This window comes from Pseudomonas sp. WS 5071 (assembly GCF_012985765.1).
GTDB classification, from domain to species: Bacteria; Pseudomonadota; Gammaproteobacteria; order Pseudomonadales; family Pseudomonadaceae; genus Aquipseudomonas; species Aquipseudomonas lundensis_A.
The window spans coordinates 31,858-44,666 of record NZ_JAAQWY010000030.1; the positions used below are offsets into that span (position 1 = coordinate 31,858).

Annotated in this window: 12 protein-coding genes and 1 pseudogene; 5 read left to right on the top strand and 8 right to left on the bottom strand. The window is 58.1% G+C overall.

Annotated features, from left to right (window positions below; genetic code table 11):
* Positions 1–6 precede the first annotated feature (6 nt).
* A complete protein-coding gene (gene ggt / locus HBN61_RS17715) occupies positions 7–1,674 on the top strand; it encodes a gamma-glutamyltransferase (RefSeq protein ID WP_094995057.1) in 1,668 nt (555 codons plus the stop codon).
* A gap of 171 nt (positions 1,675–1,845) precedes the next feature.
* The gene (locus HBN61_RS17720; protein WP_094995056.1) at positions 1,846–3,291 is read left to right on the top strand and encodes a SulP family inorganic anion transporter; all 1,446 of its coding nucleotides are present in this window, start codon (positions 1,846–1,848) and stop codon (positions 3,289–3,291) included.
* A gap of 68 nt (positions 3,292–3,359) precedes the next feature.
* On the opposite strand, the gene HBN61_RS17725 is transcribed toward HBN61_RS17720, so the two are convergent.
* From HBN61_RS17725 to HBN61_RS23025, 3 genes and pseudogenes are all read right to left on the bottom strand, one after another.
* A complete protein-coding gene (locus HBN61_RS17725) occupies positions 3,360–4,625 on the bottom strand; it encodes a DUF2599 domain-containing protein (RefSeq protein WP_170047417.1) in 1,266 nt (421 codons plus the stop codon).
* A 191-nt stretch (positions 4,626–4,816) separates the two neighbouring features.
* Positions 4,817–6,298, bottom strand: coding sequence for a methyl-accepting chemotaxis protein (locus HBN61_RS17730; RefSeq protein ID WP_524539080.1), 1,482 nt, complete (start codon positions 6,296–6,298; stop codon positions 4,817–4,819).
* Positions 6,299–6,359: 61 nt separating this feature from the next.
* A pseudogene (locus tag HBN61_RS23025) lies at positions 6,360–6,740 on the bottom strand (CHASE3 domain-containing protein); the annotation flags it as partial.
* A 334-nt stretch (positions 6,741–7,074) separates the two neighbouring features.
* On the opposite strand from HBN61_RS23025, the gene pmrG reads away from it, so the two are divergent.
* Positions 7,075–7,797, top strand: a complete 723-nt coding sequence (gene pmrG / locus HBN61_RS17735; protein WP_170047419.1) for a lipopolysaccharide core heptose(II)-phosphate phosphatase PmrG — start codon at positions 7,075–7,077, stop codon at positions 7,795–7,797.
* Between the two features lie 5 nt (positions 7,798–7,802).
* On the opposite strand, the gene HBN61_RS17740 is transcribed toward pmrG, so the two are convergent.
* The 3 genes from HBN61_RS17740 to HBN61_RS17750 form a co-directional block, all read right to left on the bottom strand.
* Positions 7,803–8,402 (bottom strand): DUF2589 domain-containing protein, encoded by a 600-nt coding sequence (locus HBN61_RS17740; RefSeq protein ID WP_262498798.1) that lies wholly within the window; start codon positions 8,400–8,402, stop codon positions 7,803–7,805.
* 64 nt (positions 8,403–8,466) lie between these two features.
* Complete coding sequence (locus tag HBN61_RS17745; protein WP_094995053.1) at positions 8,467–9,114, bottom strand: DUF2589 domain-containing protein; 648 nt, start codon at positions 9,112–9,114, stop codon at positions 8,467–8,469.
* 81 nt (positions 9,115–9,195) lie between these two features.
* Positions 9,196–9,579: a transcriptional regulator gene (locus tag HBN61_RS17750; protein ID WP_170047421.1), complete on the bottom strand. Its 384-nt coding sequence runs from the start codon at positions 9,577–9,579 to the stop codon at positions 9,196–9,198.
* Positions 9,580–9,744: 165 nt separating this feature from the next.
* On the opposite strand from HBN61_RS17750, the gene HBN61_RS17755 reads away from it, so the two are divergent.
* Positions 9,745–10,299, top strand: coding sequence for a pesticin C-terminus-like muramidase (locus HBN61_RS17755; RefSeq protein WP_170047423.1), 555 nt, complete (start codon positions 9,745–9,747; stop codon positions 10,297–10,299).
* Between the two features lie 10 nt (positions 10,300–10,309).
* Here HBN61_RS17755 and HBN61_RS17760 read toward each other — a convergent pair whose 3' ends face one another.
* Complete coding sequence (locus HBN61_RS17760; RefSeq protein WP_170047425.1) at positions 10,310–10,819, bottom strand: hypothetical protein; 510 nt, start codon at positions 10,817–10,819, stop codon at positions 10,310–10,312.
* Between the two features lie 202 nt (positions 10,820–11,021).
* The gene (locus HBN61_RS17765) at positions 11,022–11,465 is read right to left on the bottom strand and encodes a TM2 domain-containing protein (RefSeq protein ID WP_170047427.1); all 444 of its coding nucleotides are present in this window, start codon (positions 11,463–11,465) and stop codon (positions 11,022–11,024) included.
* A 292-nt stretch (positions 11,466–11,757) separates the two neighbouring features.
* Between HBN61_RS17765 and HBN61_RS17770 the strand changes: the two genes are divergently transcribed.
* Positions 11,758–12,771, top strand: coding sequence for an ATP-grasp domain-containing protein (locus tag HBN61_RS17770; RefSeq protein WP_094995048.1), 1,014 nt, complete (start codon positions 11,758–11,760; stop codon positions 12,769–12,771).
* Positions 12,772–12,809 lie beyond the last annotated feature (38 nt).

A 12,809-nucleotide genomic window follows, 5' to 3' on the forward strand; every position in this document is an offset into this window, starting at 1 on the left:
GTCCCCATGCGTGTTGTCTGGTTCAAATCCCTGACTTTGGCGGCTGCGATTGCAGCCAGCTCGTCGGCGTTCGCCGTCACTCTGGAAGGGGGCGCAGTGGCTGCCCCGGATCAATATGGCGCTGAAGTTGCTGCGCAAATTCTCAAAAAAGGCGGCAATGCTGTCGATGCTGCCGTCGCTACGGCGTTCACCCTGGCCGTGACCTACCCCGAAGCCGGCAACATCGGCGGGGGCGGCTTCATGACGTTGTTCATCGATGGCAAACCTTACTTTCTCGATTACCGCGAAACAGCTCCCAAAGCTGCCAGCCGCGACATGTACCTGAACGACAAAGGCGAAATCATCGAAAACATGAGCCTGGTGGGTTCACGTGCAGCCGGTGTGCCGGGCACGGTCATGGGCTTGTGGGAGGCGCATCAGCGCTTCGGAAAACTACCGTGGTCGGAGCTGCTGACCCCGGCCGTGGGTTACGCAAAAAATGGTTTCAAGGTTGCGGACAAGCAGTACCAATACCGCGAGGATGCGTTGAAGCTGTTCAACGGCACCACTAACTTCGGGGATTATTTCGGCAGCATGAAGCCGGGTGAGACCTTCAAGCAGCCGGAACTGGCCGCCACCCTTGAACGTATTGCCGATCAGGGCGCCAAAGAGTTCTATCGGGGCGAAACCGCCGATTTGCTGGTTGCCCAAATGCAGCAGGACAAGGGGCTGATCACCAAGGACGACCTGAATGAGTACAAGGTCAACTGGCGTGAGCCGATGCGTGTGGATTTCCGCGGCAATACCCTGTACACCGCGCCATTGCCAAGCTCAGGCGGGATCGCGCTGGCGCAACTGATCGGCATCAAAGAAGAACGGGCAGCGGATTTCAACGGGGTTGAACTGAACTCTGCGCCGTACATCCACCTGCTGGCTGAAATTGAAAAGCGCGTGTTCGCTGACCGCGCCGATTACTTGGGCGACCCGGATTTCGGCAAAATGCCCGTGGCTGAGTTGACTGACCCGGCGTATATCGTCAAACGTGCGAAAGAGGTCAATCCAAAAGCCATTTCGGCGACAGAAAAAGTCAAACCGGGCCTGGAACCGCATCAGACCACGCACTTTTCCATCGTTGATAAAGACGGCAACGCTGTTAGCAATACCTACACGTTGAACTGGGATTACGGCAGCGGGGTTGTCGTCAAAGGTGCGGGTTTCCTGCTCAACGACGAAATGGATGACTTCAGCTCGAAACCGGGCGTGGCCAACTCGTTCGGTGTGGTGGGCGGCAATGCCAATGCAATTGAACCTGGCAAGCGCATGCTGTCGTCGATGAGCCCGACGCTGGTGACCCGGGATGGCGAGGTCACGCTGGTACTGGGTACGCCCGGTGGTTCGAGGATCTTTACCTCGATTTTCCAGGTGCTGAACAACCTGTATGACTACAACCTGCCGCTGGAGAAAGCCGTCGCGGCGCAGCGTGTGCATCACCAATTGCTGCCCAAAGACACCATTTACTTTGATGCCTACGCACCGATTACCGGCAAAGTGGCTGACGAGCTGAAAGCCATGGGCTACACCCTGGAAGATCAGGGTTGGAACATGGGTGACATCCAGGCTATCCGTGTCAATGGCACCCAGCTTGAAACAGCCTCCGACCCGCGTGGCCGTGGTGTTGGCAAAGTCGTGAAGTAACCCCTTGTAGTCGCTGTCGGGGTACGAGGCTGCGAACGCGTGCAACGCGCGTTCACACCCGGAGCGTCGCCTTGCTCCCCCCCGTCAGCGGCTACAGTTATCTCAGTGCTCCACAGTTTGTTACCATCTGTTTCTGAAACGCCCTTCTGAATGCCCCGATTTAGGTACTCCATGAAAATCTCCCGTCTGCGCGCCGATGTTCTGGCCGGACTCACGACGTCCTTTGCCTTGCTGCCCGAGTGCATCGCTTTTGCGCTGGTGGCTCACCTCAACCCGTTAATGGGCCTGTATGGCGCGTTCATCATTTGCACGTTGACCGCGCTCTTCGGCGGGCGGCCGGGCATGGTGTCCGGCGCAGCCGGGTCGATGGCGGTGGTGATTATCGCGCTGGTGGTGCAGCACGGCGTGCAGTACTTCCTCGCGACGGTGTTACTGGGCGGCCTGATCATGATGGTGTTCGGACTGCTCAGGCTCGGCAAGCTGGTGCGCATGGTGCCGCACCCGGTGATGCTCGGGTTCGTCAACGGGCTGGCGATCATCATTGCCATGGCCCAGTTGGAGCATTTCAAACGTGACGGCCACTGGCTCACCGGCACGCCGTTGTATGTGATGGCCGGGCTGGTGGCGCTGACGATGCTCGTTGTATACGGCCTGCCGCGCCTGACCAAAGTGGCGCCGCCCGCACTGGTGGCGATTGTGGGTGTGGGGGTGGCGGTGTATGTGCTGGGCTTGCCGACCCGCACGCTAGGTGACATGGCTCATATCGCAGGCGGCTTGCCGAGCTTCAGCCTGCCGCAGATCCCATGGACCTTCGACACGCTGCGCATCATTGCGCCCTACGCCTTTTTGATGGCCATGGTCGGCCTGCTGGAAACGTTGCTCACCCTCAACCTGACGGACGAAATCACCGAAAGCCGTGGCTACCCTGACCGCGAATGCGTGGCACTGGGTGCTGCGAACATGGTGTCCGGCGTGTTCGGCGGTATGGGCGGGTGCGCGATGATTGGCCAGACCGTGGTCAACCTCAGCTCCGGCGGTCGTGGACGACTGTCAGGTGGGGTGGCGGGGGTCATGATTCTGTTGTTCGTGCTGTTTCTGTCGCCGTTTATTGAGCGCATTCCCCTGGCGGCGCTGGTGGGCGTGATGTTTGTGGTGGCGCAACAAACCTTTGCCTGGGCCTCGTTGCGGGTGCTGAACAAAGTGCCGCTCAACGACGTGCTGGTGATCGTTGCCGTGACGGTGATTACGGTGTTCACCGACCTGGCCTTTGCGGTGCTGTGCGGCATCATCATTGCCGCGCTGAACTTCGCCTGGCAGCAAGCGCGCCAGTTGTACGCCGACAGCTCGCTGGAGCGTGATGGCAGCAAACTGTACCGCGTGCATGGCACGTTGTTTTTCGCGTCCACGACCGCGTTTTTGAATCAGTTCGATCCGGCCAACGACCCTGCTGAGGTGACGCTCGATTGCCGCCACCTGAGCTTTGTCGACTACTCGGCCATTGCCGCACTGATCACGCTGCGCGAGCGCTATGCCAAGGCAGGTAAACATCTGCGGGTACTGCACGTGTCCGAGCGCTGCAAAAAACTGCTCAAACGTGCGCGTGTGCACGCGGTGTAATCAGGCAGCGCACCGATCCGGCCATACCTTTTCAAAAGCGTTCCCGACGAGTTCTGCCTGAGCGTGCGCTAAGGTTGGCAGTCCGCCGCCAGGACGTGAGCCTGGGTCAAACCGTCGGCAGAACGCCAGGGGGCGATCTGCCATTGGGCAGCGTTGCGGTAGTTGGAGGCCAGGCACTGGAGTTGCTCCGTGATCGAATGCCCCGGCGGCAAGACGTTGAACTCTGCATCTGCGCCGTGCAGCGCCACCAACTCTTTGCTCGCGGCCTGGCTATTAAACATCGCGACGGTCTGACTGCACGCGCTGGGCGTGACGACTAACAACCATTTGCCCTCTTTTAATACCCAACGGGCCGCATCGAAGTAGGTGGGGCAAACCTGTTGATCGGCTTGATTGAATGTGAAGACCGCGTGCTCATTCATGGTGGCCGGGTAGGTGATTTTGATAATGGGGGTGTAGGCGCGCTTATTCTCCACAACCCAATCCAGCTGATCCTGTTGAGCGGCCGCCAGCCCGCTGCCCAGATACGGATCGTCTACGTAAAAGAACGCCATGATCGGCAGCGAATCCGGGTTTTCTGCCCACGTCGATAAGCGCAGCTTGTTGGGTGTTTCAAAGGTGTCGTATTCAAGTTGGTCTGAGTTTTTAAGCAGCAGTGACCTGGCCTTCAGGCTGGCATAAAAGTGTTGCGCCCCCTTTTCTTCAAAGCGACCGCTGACCTCACGGAAGCCGCATTGCTTTCTGAGGGCGCCATCGGTTTTCAAATGGTCGTCTACCCAGTCTTCAGCCGTATGAATGTTCAGTGCTTCACAAGACGTTTCGACGGCCGACGTATCGAATTGATCCCCGCACCCTTTATCGTCCCGTTTGTGTGTCCCCGCTTCGAGAGGGAAAGAGCACAGTACTTGGGGCGCTTTTTTAATGGGCGGGTGGGCATGGCCATAAGGGTAAAGCACAAAACCATTGAGCTTATTGGCGTCGGGGTTATTGAACCGGGTGTCGGCGCGCAAGTAGATGAAGGAGATGCCCCCGCTTGAAGTTGAGGCGCGCCCCGGATTCCATGCGTAATGCCCTGGACGGCTTGGCGTGTTCTTTATCATCAGGCCCGAACAGTAATAGGCCGGCCGTTGCCCATCAGCACAAGACTCAACAGTGGACAGGTAGTAACGGGTCATCTCGGCGGCGATGTCATCTCCTGGTTCAGCCAGTGCGTTAAACGTGATGCAGGCCAGGGCCGTCAAATAAACCAGGCGGGTTAGCGTGCCATTGACCCATGTTGTTTTTATTAGCCGTTTTATCGGGGGGCATCCGTCCGAGATGATCATTGTCGTCATTCAATGCTCTAACGGTTGAGTGGGCTGCTCCTTTATTAAGTGATTTCACTCGGTATTTATACTGTCAGAAATGACAGGTCGCCCCAGTGCGACGTCGACTCCGGGCGCTGAAGCGGGGTTGGCGTTGACCCTGTTTGAAAACAAAAAGCCCTTCATTTAGAAGGGCTCAGGGTCATGTCATGGAGGCTGTTTCAGATTTTGAAGTGGCTCACCATCATTTGCAGCTGGTTGCCCAAACGGGCCAGTTCGACGCTGGACTTGGCCGTTTCATCGCTCGCGGCGGCGGTTTGTTCCGACACGTCACGCACGTTGATGATGCTGCGGCTGATTTCTTCTGCCACGGCGCTCTGTTGTTCCGCCGCAGCGGCGATTTGCTGGTTCATCGACTGGATGTTGGACACGGTACGCGTGATGCCTTGCAGTGAGGTGCCGGCCTGACGGGTCAGGGTGACGCTGCTGTCGGTCAGGCTGCGGCTGCTGTTCATCACGCTGGCCACGTGTTGGGTGCCGCTTTGCAGGGCAGCGACCAACGTTTGGATTTCTTCGGTGGACTTTTGCGTACGTTGGGCCAGCCCACGGACTTCATCCGCTACGACGGCAAACCCGCGACCGGCTTCACCGGCACGTGCGGCTTCAATGGCGGCGTTGAGGGCCAGCAGGTTGGTTTGTTCGGCCACCGCTTTAATCACGTCCATCACGCTGCCGATCTTGTCGCTTTCCTGTTGCAACACGGCCATGGCTTCGGTCGAGCGCCCGACTTCAACGGCCAGACGCTCGATCTGGTCGATGGCCTGATTGACCACCTGATCGCCTTCGCGGGCTTCAGTGTCGGCAGCCGCCGCAGCTTGCGAAGCATCTTCAGCGTTGCGTGCAACTTCCTGCACCGTGGCAGTCATTTCGTGCATGGCAGTGGCCACTTGATCGGTCTCGATCTTTTGGCTGTTGACCCCGGCACTGGTCTGTTCGGTGACGGCCGACAGCTCTTCGGCTGCGCTGGCAATCTGCGTTACGCCATCGCGGATGCCGCCGATCAGCTCGCGCAATGTGGTGCCCATGCGCGCAATGCCCTGTTGCAATACACCCAGGTCATCGCGACGGGTCACACGCAGGTTTTGGCTCAAATCGCCCCCGGCAATGCGCTCGACAACGTCCAGGGTTTCGCGCAGTGGGCGGGTGATCTGACGGGTAATGACCACGGCAGCCAATATCCCGAACAACAGCACCAGCAGCGTGCTGATCAATTGAATGGTGTTGGCGCTCTCGCTTTCACTGTCGCGACGCTCCAGCTGGATTTTGTACAGCTCATCACTGCGGCTGAGGATGCCCGACCCGTAGTCGGTCATTTCCTTGCGCATGTTAGCGATGGTTTTGTCAGTGTCGGCGTACACCTGCAAGGCGTGCTGATAGTGCGCCAAGGCATCGTCAAGGGTGCGAAGGGTTTCAGGAGCGCTGGCGACAAAATAGGTGTTGAGCGCGGTCAGGCTGGCAATGGCGTCGTTGAGTTGCTGGCGTGCGGCCTGTTCGTTGGCTGTGGTCTGGGAAGCAATGTAGGCGCGGACTTGATAACGGGCGATCAGGAATTTTTCGCGAACGGTGGACAGCGTGTCCAGTTGCTCAAAGCGGTCCTGTTCACTGGCGCTGCTCTGCATGACGCGGCTTTTCAACAGGTCCATCGCGTCGCGAGCAACTTTCGAGTACGTGTCCATTTCATCGCGAGACACCGCCGATTCCACAATACGCTTTGCGCATGGTGACCAGAGCCGACTGGTAGCGCTTGATGATCTCGTGCTGTTCATTGAGCAGCTTGAGGTTTTCCGGGCTTTTGAATGTGGCAATCAGGTTTTTCTGCTGCACCACAAAGGCGTCCAGATTGGCCTGAACGTTTTGCGCCGCAGTTTCGTCGCCATCGGTGAGCATGTACTGCAAGCGTGCAACACGCAGGTTGGTCAGCGATGTGTTGAGGCGGGTGATGTCGCTCATCCAGTTACTGCGATCGATCAGCTTGTCCAGGCTGAGCCAGTCGCTGATGGCCATTAATAACGTAAGGGTCAACACCAGGCCAAAGCCCAGTGCGAGTTTCATATTGACGCTGATATTGCTCAGCCAGCTGTTCATGCGTTCCTCCAGGAACCGTTCGCTTCTTGATCGAGATTTCGCTGGAGAGTCTTTTTGTTCTGGCCCAGCAGAAGGTGTATTGGGCTGTATCGGCGGCTTGGCTCAGAGCTAAAACGTTTTTTAAACAGATCGATAAACGGTCAGAAGCCCTTTAAACAGTGGGGGAAAGGCTGTGCGCTCACGTTTTTTTTCACATCCGTTTCACCGATCCCCAACGTGCCTGTTTTTAGACTTCTGTTCAGTCGGCTGATGGCCTGAGCGTGCAAGGATCTGCCTTGTATCGACGGCTTATCGGCCTGTTTCACTTAATAAGTCCTACAGGGGTAGTGCTATTTTGACGCCAAGTCTCGGCCTTACCGACGTTAAAGGTTTAACGCTGCGCAGTGCGTTCGCGCGTTACCGCAATGTTGTAGTGGTGCTGGCCGCCAGCGTGTTGGCGTTAGCCCTCACGGTTCAGTTACTGGCGCCCGCGTCGGCGCCGAATCTGGCCCAGACACGCCATTTTGATCGCGTGCAGGCGCTGACCCGCAGTTGGGCTCAAGGCGACGTGATTGCGCTGGTGCGTCATGTCGAGCGCTGCGACCGGTCCATTGCGCCGTGCCTGGGACCGGTCGATGGGGTGACCGTACGTGCCACTGATACCGCCCGCCAACTGGGTGCCGACTTCCTGAAAATGGGCCTGCAGAACGTCGACATCTACAGCAGCCCGCTGACACGAACCCGGCAGACGGCCGGTTTAATGTTCGAGCGCCCGGTGCAGGCTCAGGACTGGTTATTTAACTGCCGTGGCACGCTGTTGAGTGACGCCCTCAAACACAAAGTGCCGGGGCGCAATCTGGTGCTGGTCACCCACAGCGAATGCATGGACCAACTGGAGCAGTCGCTGCACGTGGCCACCGACACTGCGTTTGGTTACGGCGCGTCGCTGTTTATTGATGTTCCTTCACCAGACGCACAGCCAACGATGCTGGGTTATATCGAAACCGGTGACTGGGGCCGTGTCCTGCCGATGGTCGTGGCAGGGCTGCACCGCGGGCTTGAAACCTCGAACTTCTAAGGGGTTCAAGGTTCACTCAATACGCACAATGATCGGGCCGGATTTGACGAAGCGTCTGATGCGCCATTGCGCACCGGGCTGATGAGTTGGGTGTATTCCTCGATCATGCGGTGAATCGCTTCGGGTGGTTCGCACGCGCGAAATTCCATGCTGATTTGCATTTCATCGGTTTTGCGGGTGTGAACATCGTTTTTGTCCCCGCCAAACGTGACGAAGAACTGCGCGCAATCCAGTTCGCCGTTTTCCAGTGCATGGCTGGCCTTTTGCTGCTCGGTGGCGTGCATGCGCACCGATAGATCAACCTTCATCGCCTGGAGCGCCAAACCGCGCGGTGCCACTAGCGTCACCAGCGGCACGCGCATGGTGTGCTGTTCATCCAGCGCCACCTCTACCATCTTGGCTTTCATCGGGGTTCCCAGATCATCAATGTCGTAGTCGAAAAACTGGTCGAACAGTTTGATGTATTGCTGCGCCACCAGGTTTTGCGTCGCAGCGGCGGCTTGCTGCAAACCGCGGGTAATGCTGCTCAAGTCGCAGGCCGCCATGGGTTGCTTACGTCGGTCAGGCAAGGCCAGCGGGTCTTTGTGGCGATTGAAAAGCGCCATGTTTCACACTCCTTGGCGTGAGATAAGCGACCCCGTTGCCAGGAACGGGGTCACGTGGGCTGGGTTAGGTCGGGTCTGTTGCGGCGGCTCCCGGCGCTGGCAGCACGCCAGCGGTCGGCAGGGCATCCAGATGTTGCGCAGTCGCATTCGGCATGACGATGGGCTTGGTGGCAGCATCGGTGAGGAAGTCGATCACGCGCATCAGCGCTTCAGGCGGGTCCTGACGTACCACCTTGGTACTGATCGCATAACGCGCCCGGGTGTCGGTTTTGCGGGTTTGTGACGCTTTGTGGCTGGCTGAGCCCTTGATCGAGACATTGAATGGCCCCCAGCCCATCGAGGCGGCAAAGCTGCCTTCGGCACTGGTTTCGCGGGCGCTTTCGGCTTGTTGGCTGATGGTCAGCTCGAAATCGATGTTGCCTTCTTCAATGGTGATGTTCGGGTGACTGATCGCCGCCAACAGCGGGATGCGCATCTGCTTGGTGACGGTTCCCTTGTAGACGCCCTGGTCGTCCACCAGTGTTTCGTCGTAATCAAACTGCACCGAAACGGCTTTGCCATCCTGAATGCACACGCCCATGAGGAAGTCGGCATACGACTTGCTGGCCTGCACCTGAGCCTGAATCATGGCCTGCAGCGGGCCGGCAATCATGCGGTCCAGCGGCAATGCGTTGATCACCGAGCCAATAAGGCCTGAATCGATGTGTGACATGGTCAATCTCCGTATTGAGTTGCGCGAGGGTGCGCACTGTCACTTTATGGGCTCGCCCTGGAGCCATTCAGCAGGAACCGATTACCTTGTAGTGGGGCTTTCAAGGCGCCGGATATTGCCGATCTGGCGCAGGCTCAAATCGTATTTGTCCGCCAGCCTGCTGCGCGACAGGCCTTGGCAGGTTTCCTGCTGGATATGCTGATTACGGATCTGGCGGCAAAAGTGATCGGCCTTGGGGATTTCCAGCGCCAGCCCGGCAAAACGCTTGATCAGGGCGCCCAGCGCATCGGGCGGCAAAATCTGCGACAGCGACGTACGTTCGGCGTGTTTGGGGATGTACTTGGGCCTTCCGCCAAACGCGCAGGTCAGTGTGTAAGCATGCTCCAGCCCCACGCAGTCGATGAGCGCTTGCAACGAGTGGGGCAGTTGGCGAATGTTGACCAGGTTGAGGTCGTTGACGTCCATTGTTCGGTCCTTGGAATCTTAAGTGTCCATTTGGATACTAAGGACGCGTGCCACCCCCTTATAAGTAGGAAATACACCCCTTGCAGATAGGAATTATTACCAAGTGACATCGGGTGTCACCTGGGTGGTGCACTGCGTTTTCCCCTAGGGTTCAAGGAAAACGTCATGTCCGGATTCGCCATCGATTTCTCGTTTATTGCCCGCCTGGAAGGCGCGTGCGTCACCCAGGGCTATGTGCCGGACGTTATCCACAGCCGCAGCGGGGTGACCCTGGCCACCGGTTTTGATTTGGGCCAGCGTCAGGCAAGCGATTTGGCGGCACTAGGGTTGTCATGTGAGCTGCAACAGTTGCTTACACCTTATGTGGGCGTGAAGGGCGCTGCAGCCGTTGAGGTCTTGCGAAAACAGTCGTTGCAGATCAGTGCCGTGCAAGCGCAGCAGCTGGATCAAGCGTTCAAGCAACCATTTATTGCAACGCTGGCGCGTGATTACCTGGCCGCCAGCGGGGTGGATTTCACTGCGTTGCCCGGCGCCATGCAAACCGTGATTGCCTCGGTGGCTTTCCAGTACGGGAATCTGGCGCGTCGCACCCCCCACTTTTGGCAGCAAGTCGTCCATGGGGACTGGCCGGGCGCTTGGGCCACGTTGAACCGGTTCGGTGATCGCTATCCCTCGCGGCGCCAGCGCGAAGCGGCGTTACTCAAGGCCGCGCTGGCGTGAGGCGGGAGCCTTACGAGTCTTTGAGCACACGGTCCCAATTCTGGTCAGCAGGCCAAGATTGGTCTAACAGTTCACGGGCGACGAAGTTTTCAATATCGCTGGCGCTGAGCGTCGTCTCGTCCAGCCAGGGCCATGTAGCGTCGGCATCGCGAAAGTTGAGGTGGTTGTTGAGTTGCTCGCAGGCGAGAGCCAGCACGTGCAGCAGGTTCAGGTGGCTGGCGATGTAAGGTTTTCGCTCGGCGGGGGCTTTGTCCAGCAAGGATGAAACATCGTTCGCTTCGTCGCTGTACAAAGCGTCACTGCGCAGGCTCCAGAAGATTTTGCCGTCATCCGACGCATTTTCATTGGCGTGGGCGGGGTCGCCACTGACCTCAATCGAGAGCTGCACTTGATCTTGTTTCTCGAGCTGCTTGATCAAATAGTCGGCAAGCCCGGATTGACTCAAATAGGCCGTGGCCGTGTTAAAGGCCAACTGCGCGTTATACGCGCTCAGGGTTTTACTGGTGACGTTAATGGTCATGTCAGGCTCCTTGACGGGTTAAATACAGCGTCAGTGGAGCGTAGCCAATTGGCCGCGAACGGCCACGCCAAGTCAGGATCTATTGCTGTGGATCATTGTCGCGGCGGACTCAATACACGCAGCGCTGCGGGTTGGCCGGGCGCTGCACGTATTGCACCCGCTGCGCCGCTCGTCAGCGGCGACAGAGGAAAAGCCTGTTGGCTTAGAACCAGGGCTTGCGACCGACCACGTAGGTCTGTTCGAAGTCTTCGTCGGTCTTGGTCAGGTAGATGATGAATTCAATGAAGGCGATCAGGCCGATAATCATCGAAGGAACACCCAACAGGATGAAGCCGAACAGGAACACCAGCAGCATGATGACGCCCTGGGCGTTGTAGCCCAGATAGAACTTGTGCGCGCCAAATGCACCCAGGAAAAACGCCAGCAGGGCTGCCGGGATTTTCTTCGAGTTGCCCGACGCGGCAGGGCCATCCAGGAAGATTGCTTCGGCGTTGTTGGCATTGGCGGAAAAATCCACACGGCTGCCAGCCTTTGGCAGTACCGCGCTTTTCCACTGATCTACGCTGAACGCGTAACGGTTGCCGTCATCCGCGGAGATGGTGCCGGTGCGACTTGCCGAGTTGAACTCAAGAACCTTGCCTTTCATGTACTGCTCCTTGTTTTCCCCTCTCTATGCGAGGGGTAGATAGATGAGTTGCTGCTAAGTCTGTTCCGGGCAAACGGCGCATTTAAACCTGAACAGGTTTAATGCCAATCGACGACCGCATATGAGCCGGTCAGAGCCAATTAATGCCGAATATTTCAAAAAAGGGCGGCAATTGGAGCATGCGCGGTAGTGGCATTTCAATAGCACTGTTCAGTTGCGTTCAAATTGAAGTGAGCTGGCGTAGAATTCCGCGCTTAGTGTCTCTTTCCTCCCTGTGTACTTAAGGATGTCCATGATCTGGTTTCTTGAAGGGCAATCCAGCCAGCGCGACGTCATTGCGGGCGCCCGTGCGGCGCTGCCCGAACGTGTTCAAATTCTGGCCTCGCATCGCCAAAGCCGTCCCGAGATTACCGGGCTGGCTGACGTGGCCTTGCGCGAGCCACAAGACAATGAGGCGCGCGTTGCCTGGGTGATCGAAAGCGCGTGCGCCCATGGCATCAAGGTGGTGCTGGCCGGGCGGGTGGGGCACGTATATGAAGCGCATCGCGCCGATTTTGAGCGCGCCGGTTTGGAATTGGTGACGGGCGCACTGAGCCTCGACACCTTCGAACGGGTGGACGACAAGTCGGTGTTCACCCGCGATGCATCGGCGGCCGGATTGGCCTGTATCCCCGCAATCACCGTGCACACGCAAGCCGAGCTGGAGCGCGCCTACGACGAGTTGTCCCGTGAAGGGCCGGTGTGTGTGAAGCCTACGCGCGGTATTTATGGCCAAGGGTTCTGGCGCGTGTCGGAAGAAGTCGACCCGTTTCGAAGCTTCGCCAACGCCGATTCTCACGAAGTGAACCTGAGTGTCTTCGCGCAAGCGTATGGCCAGTCCGGGCAGCCCAAGCCGCTGCTGGTGATGCCTTACATGCCGGGCAGTGAGTGTTCGGTGGACATGGTGTGCGAAGCGGGCAAAGCCGTGGCGTTCGTCGGACGGCGCAAGCAAGGCCTGATGCAATCGTTCGAGCGCGACAGTGCCGCGGTACAACTGGCGGTCAGGGCGGCTGAGCATTTCGGCTGCGATGGCATCGTCAATGTGCAAACCCGTGATGACGCCAATGGCCAGCCGCATTTGCTGGAGATCAATCTGCGCTATTCGGGCGGCATCGGTTACACCCGAGAAACCGGCGTCAACCTGCCAGGCATTTTCGCTACCCGACGTCTGAATCTGCCGCAACCATTGGGCGTATGGCGTGACGATGTGCAGGTCAAGGCCATTACGGTGGCCGTTTCGGTTCGTGGGGAAGAGCTGTTAAGGTGAGCGCCTCTCATTAAGCGTACTGGCACAGGGGAATCAAG